Consider the following 17950-nt stretch of genomic DNA (forward strand, 5'->3'; position numbering starts at 1 on the left):
TAAGGGGCATAACCCGCTCGGCTACTGCTCCTAGGTTATTTATTTCTCATAGCACCTTGAGCCTTTAAATCCTGAGCGAATTGCGGATCTTTAGCCAAAGGTGACATAGTATTTGGAAGTAATTTTGCTAATACTCCACCGTTACTGCTAACTCTACTATTATTGATTACAGGAAAATCATTCCTTTGACTTTCTGTAGAACTTACAGCAGGCATCTTTGCTCTTAAAATCCTCCCTCTTTCTCCATCACTTTGTATTAATTCTAGTTGAGTTTTATTATTTGATTTTTTTCTAGATTGCTGCACCATATTCTTAATTTGATTGTTGCCTTCCTCGCTGGCAGAATCAGTTAACCAAAATAATCCATTATCTTTCCCACCCATCAACCCCATCGGATCTACCCACTGATTCGGATCACTTACCTAACTACTGTTATTTTCTCCCCCAAACAAGCCTATTGGATCCTTACTCAAATACCTTGCACTATATGGCTCATAATAACGATAACGGTTATAGTGCAATCCTGTTTCACTATCGTAATATTGTCCTTGGAATCGGATATTGGTTTGTTCAAGTGAGTTTTCACTCGCTTTGATCTCTAAATAAATGCCCCATGTATCCTGTTTGATTTCCCAAACGCACTCACCTAACTCATTACTGAGTGTTTGTGGTGTACCCACTTAATCACAATGATAAAACATAACGCGTTCTAACTCTGCTTTATTCTTTCTCGTTTCTACTTTCCATACAGGGTCTTTATAGATGGAATAAGGTTCTGTTTGGAACCTTGAGTAGTCTGGTGTTTCAATTAATTTAATAAATCCTGTATAACCCGTTTGCAGCAGCGGTACAAAACTCTGCGGTTCATAGACATAATGCTTAGTGTAGTTTTCTTCAACGTCATTAGATTGCTGTGACTCCCAAATCATCAGGTCTCCGTCCCAGCCGAATAAGGTCAGGGTTTGCGCATTTTGATTTTTCTTGTATAAACGCCTTCCAAATACATCATAACCATATTCAGTCGCCTGACCATTAAGCTCACTTTGGATCAAACGGTTCAGGTTATCCCACGTCAGTTTTAATGTTTTACCTGCATGGCTGCTTTCAATCACATTGCCTTGCGCTATGCACACTTTGACTCTGTATCAAACGGCCAACCGCATCATATTGATAATTCAGCTTGCATAAATGGCTGTCGTCCACCTGCGTGAGTAGATAATTTTGATCATAATGATACTGCCGTTCCGCCTGATGCTGTACTCGCCCTAGAGTCTCTTGCTCTGGCTGAATCAACTGCGAACTGAGTAAGCCTACATCATTATAATTCTTGACTTGAATTAAACCATTTGCCAGTATCTGCGCCGTTTCACGGTGTAAATCATCACGATGGAATGCCATCATATCTTGTTGATTAAAAGTAATTCCATAGCTATGTCTTGAACTAATAATAAGGTTGGTTTTGATTTTTCAACGGGAAGAATAAGGATACTTAAGCCATCCTAACTCCTCCCATTCATAATTTTAATATTTTTCTAGTTCTGAATAGTAATTACTTTTATTCAGATCTCGATACTTATGATCACCTTTGTAAAAATCGGCTATAATTTCATATTTTCTCGGATCATCTATAAGAAGAATTATAAGATCAATATATTTTTTTGCCAAATCTATATCGTAAAATTCTGAATCTTCATATTTTGAATATAAATTTACACATCCATCATAATACTCTAATAAATAACCATATTTCTTTAATTTTTCAAAATCATTCTTAGCTTCATAAAAATTACCTTCACGTAAATTAATTTCTCCCAACCCATAATAACCATTCATAAACCCCAAGCTCACAGCCTTTTTAAAGTTAAATCTAGCAGTTGATAAACTCACAAAACCATCTTCAAATAAATATATTTCCCCTAGATTAATATAAGAACTCAAATATCCAGCTTCAATTGATAAATTGAAATATTTTATTGCCAGCTCAACATCTTTTTCGTCTTCATTATAATTATAAAAATAACCAAGCCGATAAAAAGCCTCGGGATTCCCAGCCAAAGATGCATCCTCAAAATACGATTTTGACAACTTATAATATCCATTTGAATATAATATTGCTCCCACTCCAACTTTTTCATCTACATTAAACTTATGTGAATAACTAGAAATCAAATAAAAAGCCTCTTTGGTTTTTTTTGCATGAAATAAATCATTTATTTCATATACAATTGATTCATTTTTTTTAAAATTATACATTCTAGCCTCCTCATCCAAGATATTATTTTCACCTTTAGCACCAGAAAATAATGGAATAATTAAAATAATAAAAATCAACTTAAATAAATTCATATCAATTAACCTTTCATTTGTTTTTTTTTCTTTTCTTCATCTTTCATCGGCTTTGTTGCACAAAGATGTAAAAATTAAGATTGCCCATATCTACTCAAATTTAAGGCATAACTTGGGTATGTGGTTGACCTAACTCGGTAAATTTATTTAACACGGCTATACGTGCATGGATCTCATTGACTTGGCTATTAAAGTTCCTTGCACTGAGTTTATCGCCTAATAATTTGATGCAGTGCATCTTGGTTTCCACCAAACTTCGGCGATGATAGCCTGACCATTTTTTCCATAGTGTCCTGCCTGAGAAGCACTGCTTCGCAAGATTAACAGTACGAAGTAATTCATTTCGCGCTAGCGAGCTGATCTTTGTATCTTTCCATGGTTTCGCATTTTTTCTAGGTGGAATCACCGCATGCGCTTGCCGATCTGCAATGACCTGACGACATTGTTTGGTGTCATAAGCACCATCTGTATAAACAGAGTCAATCTGCTCATCTAAGGAAATTTGATCGAGTAAATCACCAAGTACCTGTGAATCACTTACATTGTTAGTTGTAAGCTGAACTGCACGTATTTGGAGAGTTTTAGCATCTATACCAATATGTAATTTACGCCATTGACGACGATATTCAGGCTGATGTTTCTTCCTTTTCCATTCACCTTCACCTAAAAACTTTAGACCAGTAGAGTCTACGAGTAGATGGAGACCACCACTACTTTTTTGATAACTAATCGCAATATCAATATGTTTTTGTCTTCTGTAAAGCGTACTGTAATCTGGTGTGGTCCAATTTAATCCACAAAGTTTAATCAGACTTTGCACAAAGCCAGTGACCATACGTAAAGATAGACGGAATAAGGATTTAATCATTAAGCAGCATTGAATAGCAGTATCGGAGTAAGTTTGATTTCGTCCATGTTTGTCTTGTGATTGTGCATACCACTGGGTCTTAGTGTCAAACCAAATTGAAATATTTCCTCGATTTATTAATGCTCGATTATAAGAAGACCAATTGGTGGTACGATAAATTTTAGGTGCAGGCTTGTTCATTTGGAAATTATATTGTGGAATAAGCCCTTAACGATAGGTTTGTGCAACAAAGCCGATTATTGTCAATGGTTAGGTAAGCAAGTCGGCATTCCTATGAATTTACCTACTGAAGCCCAATGGGAGTATGCTGCTCGAAATAAAGGACAATATATAATTTCCACCACAGATAATGGGAAGTATGAAGTGGGTCGTAATGTTTGGAGTGATGAGCAAAGAGATCAAGTCAGTAAAAGTTTAAATTTTAGTGCTATTGTTCCTTTGCTAGGTCATTTCCCAACAACACCCTTAGGGTTCTACGATATGGCAACTGATAACCATGAATGGATGTCTAATTGGTTTGACCCACAGTATTACAAAAATTCACCTGAACTCAATCCACAGGGGCCAAAGTCTGGATTATTAAAATCCGTAAGGAGTACACATCAAGAAGGAGCAGCACAAAGTTTAGCATTAGGAGGTGCAGCAACCACTATTTATAGAAGAGGAAAGGAACCAAATCCTCAATACGAAAAAGGTGATGACAGTATAGATTATATTAACATTAATAACAGCACATCCGTGCGCTGTGCTTCAAACTCACCGAAACCTTTTCCTAAGCCATAAGTTTAGATTTTCGAATGTTGGATGGCTTATGCCATCCAAGTTTGATTAACATCTTCGTGACTTATACATATCCAAATCTAACTCTTCGATTGGTTTTGGTGCTTGTACTAAAAAACTTTCAGGTTTTTCTAAGCCTTCAGCTATTTGTATTTGTCTAAACTCAGGCGAGTCAATACAATGCTTATGACTTTAATGCAGGCTTGGGTGGTAGTCCGATTCAGCAGTTGTCTTGATTTATATTAAAAAAGCCATGAGGGGCTTTTTATTTCATTCTTTATCAAATTTGTAATTAAGACCACTAAAAAAATAAAATCTTTTCAATGTAAATTCCCAGAATATTAATACCATCAAGATTATGGCATATATCGAAAGATTTGACTTAATACCAGACATCATTTCACCAGCATAAAATTCAAATGGTGAATTAATGACTATAAAATACGGTCCAATAAAAAGCATATATGAAACTATAGCCATTTGTGAAAAAAGACTACCCCCCAAACTTTTCCATTTTTTTCTTCAAAATCAGCAGAATAACCATCTAAATTACCATCCACAACAAAATTATCATTTTTATATTTTTTCTGCATTTTTTTTATCTTACTTAAACTTAATAATATATCCAGTATAAAAAACAAGAACATATATTTTAAAATGGCTACCCAACCATTATTTAAAGTTAAATATACAGCACCTAGCATTAACAATGAAATCATAAAAATAATTAAATATAGAAAAATAAAATATTTATTATTGTAATTTAAATGACCAAAAAACCAAAAAACACAAATAGTTAAAATGCCTAGAAAAAGAATCCAAAAATAACCATAATAAAGATAAGACCAAAATGGCAACAGAAGGAATGCTACGGTTGCTAAAAGGGATTTATTAATTAATTCAAATTTTTTCATTACAATCTTAATTCAAAATAAAACCAAAATTATACCTTTCAAAAAAAACATAATTAAATATCACATATCTTTTTATTAAATGGAATTGTAATCAATTCCTTGTTTTTTAAATTAACATATTTATACTCATACACAATATCCAAATTAGATAAGATAGCAATTGATTCACAAATTTCATCTATCTTTGGCTTAGAATAATAATATTTCCTCATATCAGCCGCCTGATAATCACTAATACTTTCAAATGAAACCATGTAAATATAGGTTAATTTATTATCAGAAAATTTAAAATCCACCCATCTAGTATAATTATCTACATTCACAGGTAGTTTATTCTTCTGTTCACCAACATACTCTCTTACTAACTTTAACTCATTTTGTACCTCTTTTCGATCAACATCAACACCGTTCACAACCTTATTTTCAACACACGCGCTAAATTGAAGACCAATAAGAATAAGCATTATTACTTTATTCACAACATTTAAACCTTTTGAATTTTTTCCCAAACACACCATCTTTAATAAAACCTAATAAACACCAATTCAAAATATAATATGCCCCAGATATAGAAAATAAAAAACAATTCCTTTTAACAACCCATTAAGTGTAAAATATATCCTCAAACTTAATCATGCAATCAACTCCCTTAAATTTCTTAATTTTTTATGTTACTATGGCTTTGTTGCACAAACCTATCGTTAAGGGCTTATTCCACAATATAATTTCCAAATGAACAAGCCTGCACCTAAAATTTATCGTACCACCAATTGGTCTTCTTATAATCGAGCATTAATAAATCGAGGAAATATTTCAATTTGGTTTGACACTAAGACTCAATGGTATGCTCCATCAAAAGGCAAACAAGGGCGAAATCAAACCTACTCCGACGCAGCTATCCAATGCTGCTTAATGATTAAATCCTTATTCCGTCTATCTTTACGTATGGTCACTGGCTTTGTGCAAAGTCTGATTAAACTTTGTGGATTAAATTGGACCGCACCAGATTACAGTACGCTTTGCAGAAGACAAAAACATATTGATATTGCGATTAATTATCAAAAAAGCAGTGGTGGGCTTAACTTGCTGGTAGACTCTACCGGTCTAAATTTTTTAGGTGAAGGTGAATGGAAAAGGAAGAAACATGGACCTGAATATCGTCGCCAATGGCGTAAACTTCATATTGGTATAGATGATGAAACCCTTCAAATACGCGCCATTCAACTCACTACAAATAATGTGAGTGATTCACAAGTGCTTGGTGATTTACTCGATCAGATTCCACAAGATGAGCAGATTGACTCTGTTTATACCGATGGCGCTTATGACACCAAGCAATGCCGTCAGGTCATTGCAGATCGGCAAGCGCATGCGGTATTCCACCTAGAAAAAATGCGAAACCATGGAAAGATACAAAGATCAGCTCGCTAGCGCGAAATGAATTACTTCGTACTGTTAATCTTGCGAAGCAGTGCTTCTCAGGCAGGACATTATGGAAAAAATGGTCCGGCTATCATTGCCGAAGTTTGGTCGAAACTAAGATGCATTGCATCAAATTATTGGGGGATAAACTCAGTGCAAGAAAATTTGATAACCAAGTCAATGAAATTCATACACGTGTAGCAGTCCTCAACAGATTTACGGAATTAGGTCGACCACTTACCCAAGTTACGCCTTAAATTTGGCTTAATTAGGGGCGCTTTACCTTTCAAATCTTTGTGCAATAAATCCTATGCACCATCATAATTATTATTCTTTAAAAGCTCACAATATTTAGAAAATTTTTTATATTTTTTAAATATACCTATAGATAGAATTTAACGTAGACACTCCAAATTCAAATCTAAGAAATAAAAAAACGATAAAAAAAATCCATTTATACTGCAATTAACCCCAAAATATAATTAATCAAAAAACAAGTATGTAAGAGAAATTAAAAACAATAAGACACTCGAAACAAAAATAATAAAGTTAGATTTTATAAAACTGTAATTTTTTTCTAAGAAAAAAATTATCTCGCCTTTATTAAAACCCTCTAGCAAAAGACTATCCTCAACCAATGGAAGTGATTGATTTTTTTATACTTTAAATTATATTGAACAAATAAAGCATAAAAAAAGGCCTGAATTTCAAATAATTCATAAATATCATATTCATTATTTTTCGGAGGGAAAATTTTCTCAATAAAACAATTCTTTTTAATAAATTTTAAAAAATTTATATAACTAAATATAAAAAACAATACAAACTTTAAAAAAATACCAAGATATATAAAATTCATTTACACAACCCCATTCCTTTATATAAAGCTTTATCGACTAGAAGAGATCCACCTACTGCTCCTCCCATGCCTAAAACTGTCATTAATACCTGCCCCGCTCTAGCATATGGATTTATGCTAACGGCCATATAAAGGACTCTACCTGTAAATGTCCCAGCAGCTCCACCAACAAGTGCGGCTTCAACTTTAGCAGTTTCTACAGGCTTTGTTGCACAAACCTATCTGTAAAGGCTTTTTCAGCGATATAATTTTCAAATGAAGAAGCCTACACACAAAATCTATCGCACAACCAATTGGCCCGCATATAACCGAGCACTCATGAGTCGCGGAAATATTGCCATTTGGTTTGATCCTGCTACGCAATGGTATGCTCCATCAAAAGGCAAACAAGGGCGAAATCAAACCTACTCCGACGCAGCTATCCAATGCTGCTTAATGATTAAATCCTTATTCCGTCTATCTTTACGTATGGTCACTGGCTTTGTGCAAAGTCTGATTAAACTTTGTGGATTAAATTAGACCGCACCAGATTACAGTACGCTTTGTAGAAGACAAAAGCATATTGATATTGCAATCAGCTACCAAAAAAGTAGCGATGGGCTGCATCTACTCATAGACTCTACAGGCATGAAGTTTCTAGGTGAGGGCGAATGGAAACGCAAGAAACATGGACCTGAATATCGTCGCCAATGGCGTAAACTTCATATTGGTATAGATGCTGAAACCCTTCAAATACGCGCCATTCAACTCACTACAAATAATGTGAGTGATTCACAAGTGCTTGGTGATTTACTCGATCAGATTCCACAAGATGAGCAGATTGACTCTGTTTATACCGATGGCGCTTATGACACCAAGCAATGCCGTCAGGTCATTGCAGATCGGCAAGCGCATGCGGTGATTCCTCCTAGAAAAAATGCGAAACCATGGAAAGATACAAAGATCAGCTCGCTAGCGCGAAATGAATTACTTCGAACGGTTAATCTTGCGAAGCAGTGCTTCTCAGGCAGGACATTATGGAAAAAATGGTCCGGCTATCATTGCCGAAGTTTGGTCGAAACTAAGATGCATTGCATCAAATTATTGGGGGATAAACTCAGTGCAAGAAAATTTGATAGCCAAGTCAATGAAATTCATGCACGTGTAGCAGTCCTCAACAGATTTACGGAATTAGGTCGACCACTTACCCAAGTTACGCCTTAAATTTGGCTCAATTAGGGGGCTTTGTATTTCAAATCTTTGTGCAACAAAGCCAGTGTAAAATATATCCTCAAACTTAATCATGCAATCAACTCCCTTAAATTTCTTAATTTTTTATGTTACTATTAAAAAACCATTAGCTAAAATTAAAATCAATCAATTGGACAACCAGTTAATTGCTTATTTCTATCAACATCTTTATAGAAAGCAACCCAAACATACACCCTATTATTATCTAAATCATCCCGGAAATAATTACCCTCCCTATCTTTTAATACCTGTTGGTTGGGATATAAAACTCTTATAGATTCATTTTTACCCCTACAAAAAACCCAATATTTATTATCTATTATGTAGTTTAAATACCATCCATTATTTAAAATTTTTTTTATTGTTTTATCAAACCTTTCATTTGAAAAATTTTTCTTTTCCAAACTTAAGGTAACCATATTATAGTATGAATTACCACTATATGATTCAACAACATAGCCATCATTAAAATTTTCTTTTAAATCTTTAGAAAACCTACCATTATATTCTTTTTCATTGGTAATGCATCCTACCTGCAGAACACTACAGAATAATATAAAAATTAATAATAATTTCATTTTAACCTCAAAAAGATTTATGCCATTGATCAAGAACATTCCCTATACTAGCCCCTTCAGGTGCCTTATTAAGAATACGTTCTATTTCTTTTGCTTCCACTTCTCTATTTATTTTTTTCAAATAGTCTACAGGAGATAAGTTTTTGTCACTTACTCCTCCGAAACTTAGATCCCATCCTGGTGTACCAATACCTAACTCAAATGCAAATGGTTGTTTTCCATTTATAGTATTCGCTACCATATCTTTATTTACAACGGTACTTCCCCCAAACTTAATTAATGCACCAGCATTTCCAGATAAAGATGCTCCTTGAATAAAGTTATCTGTAATTTCTGTGTAATTTGAGCCTTGACCATTAAATATACGCCCCATCAGGCTTTGTTGCACAAACCTATCTGTAAAGGCTTTTTCAGCGATATAATTTTTAAATGAAGAAGCCTACACACAAAATCTATCGCACAACCAATTGGCCCGCATATAACCGAGCACTCATGAGTCGCGGAAATATTGCCATTTGGTTTGATCCTGCTACGCAATGGTATGCTCCATCAAAAGGCAAACAAGGGCGAAATCAAACCTACTCCGACGCAGCTATCCAATGCTGTCTGATGATTAAATCTCTATTCCGTCTGTCTTTACGTATGGTCAGAGGCTTTGTTCAAAGTCTCATTCATCTTTATAGATTAGATTGGACAGCCCCAGATTATTCCACTATTTGTAGAAGACAAAAGCATATTGATATTGCAATTAACTATCAAAAAAGCAGTAATGGTCTCCATCTACTCGTTGATTCTACTGGCTTAAAGTTTTTAGGTGAAGGCGAATGGAAACGTAAAAAACATCAGCCTGAATATCGTCGCCAATGGGGTAAATTACATATTGGTATCGATGCTGAAACCCTTCAAATACGCGCTATTTAGCTCACAACCAACAATGTGAGTGATTCACAGGTGCTTGGTGATTTACGGGATCAGATTCCACAAGAAGAACAGATTGACTCCGTCTATACAGATGGGGCTTATGACACCAAGCAATGCCGCCAGGTAATCGCAGACCGACAAGCGCATGCGGTGATTCCACCAAGAAAAAATGCGAAACCTTGGAAAGATACAAAGACCAGCTCGCTAGAGCGAAATGAATTACTTCGAACAGTTAAACGTTTAGGCAGGACACTATGGAAAAAATGGTCAGGCTATCATCGCCGAAGTTTGGTAGAAACCAAGATGCATTGCATCAAATCTTACGAAGCAGTGCTTCTCAGGTGATTGGCTTAGTACAAGGAATTTCAAAAGCCAAGTCAATGACATGCATGCACGTGTGGCAGTATTAAATAAATTTACGGAGTTGGGCGGACCTCACACCCAAGTTGTCACTTAAATTTAGATAACTTGGGGAAAGTTTAGCTTTTGAATGTTTGTGCAACAAAGCAATTATAATCTGAAAAATTAAGCTCATTTCATTCAAATATAATGCTTCGCTTTTATTCACTTCATTTTTCAACTGACTTAAGATCTGCCCTCTTTCTATTTTATTCTTTTCACAACTACATAAGAAAAAAATTACTGTAATCATTAAGAATAATTTCATATTATAGCCCTCCAAAAGAGCGCATTAATCTAATTGCATAAAGCTCGGTATCTTTAGTATTTCCTATTAATTTACTGTGTGAAAAGTCAAAATACGTTAAACTAGGTGTGGATATAAGCTCCTGTATTTACTTGAACTTCACCACTCGAAACAGGCACATCAGCACCGACAGCAACTCCACAAGGAAAACCAAATGAATTTCCATCTAAAGTTTGATCTGTTAGATATTCTCTATTCACCTTGGAATCTAACTCAAGTTATTTTTAGCGACAGAACCAGTGAGCTAGCAGCCTAAAATTTCCTAAGTGGAAGTCTCCTGTTATTTCAGCACGCATCAATCATTTAAAATACCCCAAAGCTTTTAACTTAGGAACAAATTTTTTATTAAAATAAATTATTGAAAAACTACAAACTAATGCAAAAGAAATCAAAGTAAAAGCAAAATAAATATTGTTTTGATCAAAATATATATGGAAATCATCTACAAACTCATGAATATGAAAAAAAGGAAAAATAAAAGCAATAGCAAACAGTAAATATAATAAAGAACTAAATACCACTTTAAAAAAATGACCAAGTATACTTACTTTAATTAAAGCTTTAGCATAAAAATTTAAAATTAAAATCATATAAATCATATATAACAAGAAAAACATAGCCGTTTTAAACCAAATCATTAACTATCTCACTAATTATTTTGCACAAGATGGCAAGGTTATTTTCCCAGTACCCATTAATTCACCAGCACCTGTTATTTTACCCTCTAGTAATGCTCCTGCTAGTTTGCCTGGAGTTCGATTAATTCCAGAAGTACCCAATGGTTTATTCATCAAATCTACTCTCATATATGGAGCCCTTTGAATTACTGCCTTATTCACAGATCCTCCAATGCCACCACCAACCATAGCTCCTACTACAGCACCAGCATCATAATTACACATATTCGCAACTTCCTTCTTCGCAGCAAATAATCCCACACCTTGACCCAGCACTGAAGAAACTCCTGCACCTCCTGCTGCACCTACAGCATGTGATGCCCAAGGATTTACAGCCCCCACTGCACCTCCTGCAACACACCCAATTGCAGCACCTTTCCACTCTCCTGTTGTATAACCACCAACAGCACCAGCTATGCAGCCATATGCAGCACCAGCAGCATTTAAGGGAGTTAATCCCAATTGATCGACCCACAGATTCGGATCACTGACATAAGCAGAATTATTTAATCCACCAAATAGTCCAATCGGATCTTTACTCACATACCTTGCACTAAACGGCTCATAATAACGGTAACGGTTATAATGTAATCCAGTTTCACTATCGTAATATTGCCCTTGAAAACGAATACTTGTTTGCTCTAATAAATTGTCACTAGTCTTAATCTCTAGCGAATGGTGCAAGTGGTATTAGTAAGCTTATTGCAGCAACAATTGCGCAGAAAAAAGCTGTCGATAACAAAATTTTACTCCATCCAGCAATTAATCCCCCCATTAATGTGCATATATCAGTATCATCACCTGCTATGTACTCCATAATTTCACCCAAAGTCACACAAACTATTCCTACAACTGATGCTTTAGCCAATTTAGCAAAGTTTTTAAGTGTGCCAAGTGATTGTTTTACACCTAGCTGCGATACTCTCTGACCTAAAGCTTATTAATGATGTATTAAGTAAAAGTTTTAACCCTAGCATGTGCTAAAAGGCCTATAAGCTTATGTCCATTAATTGTTTGTTGTACTACTATTTTAATTTCATCTTTCACGATCCCACTTAAACTAAAAAATGGAATTATTATAGTTTGGACTAGGGTCTTTGCATGAATTTCATCATTTATATATCCAACGGCTTTGTTGCACAAACCTATCTGTAAAGGCTTTTTCAGCGATATAATTTTCAAATGAAGAAGCCTACACACAAAATCTACCGCACAACCAATTGGCCCGCATATAACCGAGCACTCATGAGTCGCGGAAATATTGCCATTTGGTTTGATCCTGCTACGCAATGGTATGCTCCATCAAAAGGCAAACAAGGGCGAAATCAAACCTACTCCGACGCAGCTATCCAATGCTGCTTAATGATTAAATCCTTATTCCGTCTATCTTTACGTATGGTCACTGGCTTTGTGCAAAGTCTGATTAAACTTTGTGGATTAAATTGGACCGCACCAGATTACAGTACACTTTGCAGAAGACAAAAACATATTGATATTGCGATTAATTATCAAAAAAGCAGTGGTGGGCTTAACTTGCTGGTAGACTCTACCGGTCTAAATTTTTTAGGTGAAGGTGAATGGAAAAGGAAGAAACATGGACCTGAATATCGTCGCCAATGGCGTAAACTTCATATTGGTATAGATGCTGAAACCCTTCAAATACGCGCCATTCAACTCACTACAAATAATGTGAGTGATTCACAAGTGCTTGGTGATTTACTCTATCAGATTCCACAAGATGAGCAGATTGACTCTGTTTATACCGATGGCGCTTATGACACCAAACAATGTCGTCAGGTCATTGCAGATCGGCAAGCGCATGCGGTGATTCCACCTAGAAAAAATGCGAAACCATGGAAAGATACAAAGATCAGCTCGCTAGCGCGAAATGAATTACTTCGAACGGTTAATCTTGCGAAGCAGTGCTTCTCAGGCAGGACATTATGGAAAAAAATGGTCCGGCTATCATTGCCGAAGTTTGGTGGAAACCAAGATGCATTGCATCAAATTATTAGGCGATAAATTAATGGCAAGAAGCTTTCCTAGTCAGGTGAATGAGATTCATGCACGTGTAGCAGTCCTCAACAGATTTACGGAATTAGGTCGACCACTTACTCAAGTTACGCCTTAAATTTGGCTCAATTAAGGGCGCTTTGCATTTCAAATCTTTGTGCAACAAAGCCGTAAATAGACCAAACTACTTATCACTCTCCATAAGAAGTTTTGTATCATCTGGTATTTCATTATTTTTTATTTTCTGTAAATAACTTTTAGCAATTTCTTCATTATTACTTGCAGCAAGTGTTAGCCACTTTTCTGCTTTTACCAAATCTTGAGTTACTCCATTAGTTCCAAAAAAATAGGCTGTACCTAAATTAAGTTGAGCAAGTGAAGACCCCTTAGATGCAGCTAACTCTGACCAATAAATAAATTTCTCTCCACTTTTTGGTACGCCCTCACCAAATGCATATAATCCAGCCAATTCATTTTGGGCAATTACATCCCCACTTTCAGCAGACGTTTCTAAAAGTTTTAAATAATTTTCCTTATCGCCAGCTTCAGAATATTTCTGTATTTTTTGATATGAATCTTGCTCCGTTGATGTAATCTTTTCTGAATCAGGAAGTGTATTCGTTGATGTACCATTACTACAACCACTTACCATCAATAGGCTGAAAAAGATAGAATAAGAATATTTCATTTACTAACTCCAAAAATTAAAAACTTGACGGAAACCATTGAGAACTCGGAGGTACATTTAAATACACAGGATTTTCTTCTTGATATCTTTTCCCCAGTTCTTGTAATCGCTTCATTTCAGTACATTTGCCACTTGAGTTGCATTAGGCATAACTAATGCAGCGGTCTTTTGCTTCATCCAATAATGTAGATGCGCCGACAGGACTTGTATTAGTATAGACTACCCACCCATCGAAAATGCTTATGGTGAGGCAGGTAAACTATAATTAGCTAATGCTGGTACTGCTACTCAGCATGCTGAGTTATATTTTCTTGCACACTGCTTTTTTGGTCATTATCACTACACCCAGTTAACCCCAATAAAATTGCTAGTAAAAGTATTTCTTTCATTTATTTCTCCTTATTTTCAGTTATTTTACTTTTTAATAAATGACTATAATTGGTAAGAAATAAAAAAACCTGCTAATACTTTTCTCTTTAGTTACAAAAACAAGAAAATAATTTTATTTAAAAAACCTATCAAACAGTATCTTTTCATATAACCCCGGAAAATAAAGCTTCATTATTATAAAAATGATTACATAATGAAGCCTTTCCATTTATTTTTATCTAAGAATATTTAAATTATTAATTGCGTTCAAATGTCCTTGCTTAGCTGCTTTTTCATACCAAAACTCAGCTTGCTTTTTATCTTTTTTTACATACACGCCTTGCTCAAAGAAAACCCCTAAATTATATTGTGCTTCAGGATTACCTAGTTCAGCAGCTTTTCCAGAGAAACTAAATGCCTTTTCATAGTTTTCCTGATCCAAGTACATTTTTGATAACCCCTCATATGCCCGTGAAGGATTATCTTGGACTCCTAATAAATACCAACGCTCTGCTTTTTCAAAATCTGGTGATCGACCAAAATCTTTAACTCTATATAGTTCTGCCAAGTTCAATTTAGCATCTTTGTTACCATACCTATTTGCTTCTAAAAAACATTCTTCAGCCTTTTGAAAATCCTTATCTTTTCCTAACCCAGCAAAATAAATCATACCTAATGAATTTATAGCTTCATGGTTATTAGCTTTTGCAGCCTTTTCAAACCAATAGTAAGCTTTATCATAATTAGGTTTGATATTATCTAACCCATTTAGATAGACCCATCCCATTAGATTCTCTTTTTCATCTAAGGATAAATCTTTTAAATTAAGAATTTCACACTGCTTACTACTACTTCCTGCTAATTTACACTCTTCCTCGAGCGTAGGGAACTTGTCCTGTTTATTCAAATTTGTACAAGCAATTAAGCTACATATAACAATGCTTATAGCGGAAATAAACAGAACTTTATTTTTGAGCATTATTATGCTATCTCTTATAAATTACAGAAAATTATTTGAATACTTACTGTTTTATCTTTTCTTTAGCACTTGAGATGCCTTGCTCATATGCTTTATTAAAGTAAAATTGAGATAAACTTTCATTTAACTTATTATAATCTGGAGATGAATATATGACCCCTAAGTTATAAGATGCTTGTCCTTTACTCATTTTACTAGCTAATTCAAAATACTTAATAGCTCGATCCACATCTTTAGTGATACCATTACTATTTATCAAATTAATACCCAAATTTAAAGCAGCCTCAGCATTATTTAATGATGCAGATTTTTCCCAGTAATTATTACAAATTTTATAGTCTTGTTTAACAACCACACCTTCGCAATATATCAACCCTAACTCAAATAATGAAAGAGCATCATTTTTTTCGGCTGCACTTTTTAAATAATTTAACCCTTCTTCAATATTTCCTTCTTCAATATAAATAGAGCCTATAGAGCCCATTGCATCAACATCATTCAACTTAGCAGCTTTAAGATAATATTTTTTTGCATTTTCTATACTTTTTTGAACTCCAGTTCCAGTGTAGTACTTAAAACCAGTATTATACATAGCGGAGACATTTCCATTATCTGCCGATTTTTTTGTCCACTCAAATGATTTTTTAGTATCATAAGTTCCACTCAGCGCTTTAAAATAAATATCTGCCAATATTAGTTGAGCATCACTATTACCCTCTTTTGCCAAGTTTTCATAAATAGGTTCGAGTCTTTTATAATATTCTTTCTTTTCATCAGAGTTTGATGGTGCAGCTTCTGCTTGTGATCTTAACTGCTCAGCTTGTTCAAATGTCATATTTAAATCAGATGATGTATTTGAAGCATTACAAGCAGTAATACATATACTTACAGCTAGACTCACTAATAATTTCTTTTTCAGCATTTTGTACATAACCTCTTAAAAACTCATTTTGTTAAAAATGTCATTAATGTTGACATTATTTGGCGGAATATGTGCATGAGAGCGAGGATCATACTCAGGAATGGTTTTGGGATCGATATATGATCGAGGCTTTGGTTTAGGTACACTTTTTTCACATCTACCATTTCGACCATTACAAATGGGCCCACGTGGGTCATTTGTAAAACAAGCTTCAACCTTATAGCTAGATAAACTAGGTATAACATGTCCACTTGAAACTCCAGCACTAGCAGCGACTCCTCTATCATATGTCGACATTAAGCCATCACTAGATGCTTCACCTAAACCAGTTTTACCAAAACCTATACCTCTAAATAATACAACACTAGCACTTACATCTCCCCACCCACCATTCAATGCGTCTTTATAAACACCATCATATGGGTCATGAAAAGTTACTGATCTACTTCCTGCCGCTCCTAAAGTGCCCCCCCGCCCATATGAGCCACCACCAACAACTATTGATGCGACACCTCTTTCATTATTTAGGCATTGGGATCTTAAATCATATTTAATTCCTGTTCCGGCAAGAACACTAACTTGATAACTTGAACCAGTCCATTCAGTTAACCCCATCGGATCAACCCACTGATTCGGATCACTCACATACGAAGAGTTATTCAACCCACCAAACAATCCAATCGGGTCTTTACTTACATATCTTGCACTATACGGCTCATAATAACGGTAACGGTTATAATGTAAGCCAGTTTCGTCATCGTAATATTGGCCTTGGAAACGAATATTAGTGTCTTCAAGCAATGCATTAGTGGCTTTTATTTCTATAGCTTCACCCCATGCATCCTGTTTTATTTCCCAAACACACTCACCTAACTCATTAGTCAATTTTTGTGGCGTACCCACTTGGTCACAGTGATAAAAAGCAACTCGTTCCAACTCAGCTTTATTCTTTCGGGTTTCTGTTTTCCAAATCGGATCTTTATAAACCGAATAATCCTGATGCTGAAATTGGGCATAGTCAGGCGTTTCTAAAAGCTTGATAAACCCTGTATAGCTTGTTTGCAGTAGTAGTACAAAACTCTGTGGTTCATAGACATAATGCTTAGTGTAGTTTTCGTCTAATTTATTAGATTGCTGTGACTCCCAAATCATCAAGTCACCATCCCAGCCAAATATAGTCAGGGTTTGCGCATTTTGGTTTTTCTTAAATACGCGTCGTCCAAATACATCATAACCATATTCAGTCACCTGACCCTGATGATCACTGCAAATCAATCTATTCAGGTTATCTCATGTCAGTTTTAATGTTTTGCCTGCAGGGCTGCTTTCAATGCAGACAAGTCATTTTAGATCGAGATGCACATGCGATCATTCCACCTAGGAAGAATGCAAAGCCGTGGAAAGATCAGCAAGCGAAGTCAGTAGCGCGGAACGAGTTATTAAAAACAGTCAAACAGCTAGGTAGATCGCTTTGGAAAAAATGGTCAGGCTATCATCGGCGAAGTTTGGTTGAAACTAAGATGTACTGCATTAAATTATTAGGCGATAAACTCAGTGCTAAGAACTTTCAAAGCCAAGTCAATGAAGTACATGCCCGTATAGCCATTTTAAATAAATTTACAGACTTAGGCAGATCACATACCCGAGTTGTCACTTAAATTTGAGTTGCTTAAGGGAG

Annotated in this window: 12 protein-coding genes and 8 pseudogenes; 6 read left to right on the top strand and 14 right to left on the bottom strand. The window is 35.2% G+C overall.

Annotated features, from left to right (window positions below):
- Positions 1-338: 338 nt before the first annotated feature.
- The 3 genes and pseudogenes from G0029_RS16810 to G0029_RS16820 form a co-directional block, all read right to left on the bottom strand.
- Positions 339-1461 (bottom strand): annotated as a pseudogene (locus G0029_RS16810) (RHS repeat domain-containing protein); the annotation flags it as partial.
- 60 nt (positions 1462-1521) lie between these two features.
- Positions 1522-2346 carry a tetratricopeptide repeat protein gene (locus G0029_RS16815; protein WP_180109946.1) on the bottom strand — a complete coding sequence of 275 codons (825 nt, stop codon included), beginning with the start codon at positions 2344-2346 and terminating at the stop codon, positions 1522-1524.
- Positions 2347-2446: 100 nt separating this feature from the next.
- On the bottom strand, positions 2447-3394 hold the full coding sequence (locus G0029_RS16820) for an IS5 family transposase (RefSeq protein WP_180036260.1): 948 nt from the start codon (positions 3392-3394) through the stop codon (positions 2447-2449).
- 12 nt (positions 3395-3406) lie between these two features.
- On the opposite strand from G0029_RS16820, the gene G0029_RS16825 reads away from it, so the two are divergent.
- Positions 3407-3997, top strand: coding sequence for a formylglycine-generating enzyme family protein (locus G0029_RS16825; RefSeq protein ID WP_306669724.1), 591 nt, complete (start codon positions 3407-3409; stop codon positions 3995-3997).
- Positions 3998-4464: 467 nt separating this feature from the next.
- Here G0029_RS16825 and G0029_RS16830 read toward each other — a convergent pair whose 3' ends face one another.
- A complete protein-coding gene (locus G0029_RS16830; RefSeq protein WP_180109947.1) occupies positions 4465-4908 on the bottom strand; it encodes a hypothetical protein in 444 nt (147 codons plus the stop codon).
- A 53-nt stretch (positions 4909-4961) separates the two neighbouring features.
- Positions 4962-5387 carry a hypothetical protein gene (locus G0029_RS16835; protein ID WP_180036304.1) on the bottom strand — a complete coding sequence of 142 codons (426 nt, stop codon included), beginning with the start codon at positions 5385-5387 and terminating at the stop codon, positions 4962-4964.
- Positions 5388-5640: 253 nt separating this feature from the next.
- On the opposite strand from G0029_RS16835, the pseudogene G0029_RS16840 reads away from it, so the two are divergent.
- Together G0029_RS16840 and G0029_RS16845 are read left to right on the top strand one after the other, a co-directional pair.
- Positions 5641-6587, top strand: a pseudogene (locus tag G0029_RS16840) (IS5 family transposase).
- A gap of 857 nt (positions 6588-7444) precedes the next feature.
- A pseudogene (locus tag G0029_RS16845) lies at positions 7445-8392 on the top strand (IS5 family transposase).
- Positions 8393-8541: 149 nt separating this feature from the next.
- Here the strand turns inward: G0029_RS16845 and G0029_RS16850 are convergent.
- Both G0029_RS16850 and G0029_RS16855 read right to left on the bottom strand, forming a co-directional pair.
- Positions 8542-8997 (bottom strand): hypothetical protein, encoded by a 456-nt coding sequence (locus G0029_RS16850; protein ID WP_180036300.1) that lies wholly within the window; start codon positions 8995-8997, stop codon positions 8542-8544.
- 7 nt (positions 8998-9004) lie between these two features.
- The gene (locus G0029_RS16855; protein WP_180036299.1) at positions 9005-9385 is read right to left on the bottom strand and encodes a hypothetical protein; all 381 of its coding nucleotides are present in this window, start codon (positions 9383-9385) and stop codon (positions 9005-9007) included.
- A gap of 41 nt (positions 9386-9426) precedes the next feature.
- Between G0029_RS16855 and G0029_RS16860 the strand changes: the two are divergent.
- Positions 9427-10375 (top strand): annotated as a pseudogene (locus G0029_RS16860) (IS5 family transposase).
- Here the strand turns inward: G0029_RS16860 and G0029_RS16865 are convergent.
- The 3 genes and pseudogenes from G0029_RS16865 to G0029_RS18515 form a co-directional block, all read right to left on the bottom strand.
- On the bottom strand, positions 10325-10585 hold the full coding sequence (locus G0029_RS16865; RefSeq protein WP_180109948.1) for a hypothetical protein: 261 nt from the start codon (positions 10583-10585) through the stop codon (positions 10325-10327). The pseudogene G0029_RS16860 and the gene G0029_RS16865 sit on opposite strands and share 51 nt — an antisense overlap.
- A 338-nt stretch (positions 10586-10923) precedes the next feature.
- Positions 10924-11262, bottom strand: a complete 339-nt coding sequence (locus G0029_RS16870) for a hypothetical protein (RefSeq protein WP_180036296.1) — start codon at positions 11260-11262, stop codon at positions 10924-10926.
- Positions 11263-11754: 492 nt separating this feature from the next.
- Positions 11755-11970, bottom strand: a pseudogene (locus G0029_RS18515) (RHS repeat-associated core domain-containing protein); the annotation flags it as partial.
- A 513-nt stretch (positions 11971-12483) separates the two neighbouring features.
- Between G0029_RS18515 and G0029_RS16880 the strand changes: the two are divergent.
- A pseudogene (locus tag G0029_RS16880) lies at positions 12484-13432 on the top strand (IS5 family transposase).
- A 66-nt stretch (positions 13433-13498) separates the two neighbouring features.
- Here G0029_RS16880 and G0029_RS16885 read toward each other — a convergent pair.
- From G0029_RS16885 to G0029_RS18365, 4 genes and pseudogenes are all read right to left on the bottom strand, one after another.
- Positions 13499-14002 carry a tetratricopeptide repeat protein gene (locus G0029_RS16885; protein ID WP_180036306.1) on the bottom strand — a complete coding sequence of 168 codons (504 nt, stop codon included), beginning with the start codon at positions 14000-14002 and terminating at the stop codon, positions 13499-13501.
- Between the two features lie 604 nt (positions 14003-14606).
- Positions 14607-15350, bottom strand: a complete 744-nt coding sequence (locus G0029_RS16890) for a tetratricopeptide repeat protein (RefSeq protein WP_180109949.1) — start codon at positions 15348-15350, stop codon at positions 14607-14609.
- A 43-nt stretch (positions 15351-15393) separates the two neighbouring features.
- Positions 15394-16272 carry a tetratricopeptide repeat protein gene (locus G0029_RS16895; RefSeq protein WP_163146125.1) on the bottom strand — a complete coding sequence of 293 codons (879 nt, stop codon included), beginning with the start codon at positions 16270-16272 and terminating at the stop codon, positions 15394-15396.
- A gap of 606 nt (positions 16273-16878) precedes the next feature.
- Positions 16879-17589 (bottom strand): annotated as a pseudogene (locus G0029_RS18365) (RHS repeat domain-containing protein); the annotation flags it as partial.
- Between the two features lie 11 nt (positions 17590-17600).
- Between G0029_RS18365 and G0029_RS16905 the strand changes: the two are divergent.
- Positions 17601-17930: pseudogene (locus tag G0029_RS16905) on the top strand (transposase); the annotation flags it as partial.
- Between the last annotated feature and the right edge of the window lie 20 nt (positions 17931-17950).

It is taken from the genome of Acinetobacter sp. YH12138 (assembly GCF_015218525.1).
GTDB lineage: Bacteria > Pseudomonadota > Gammaproteobacteria > Pseudomonadales > Moraxellaceae > Acinetobacter > Acinetobacter amyesii.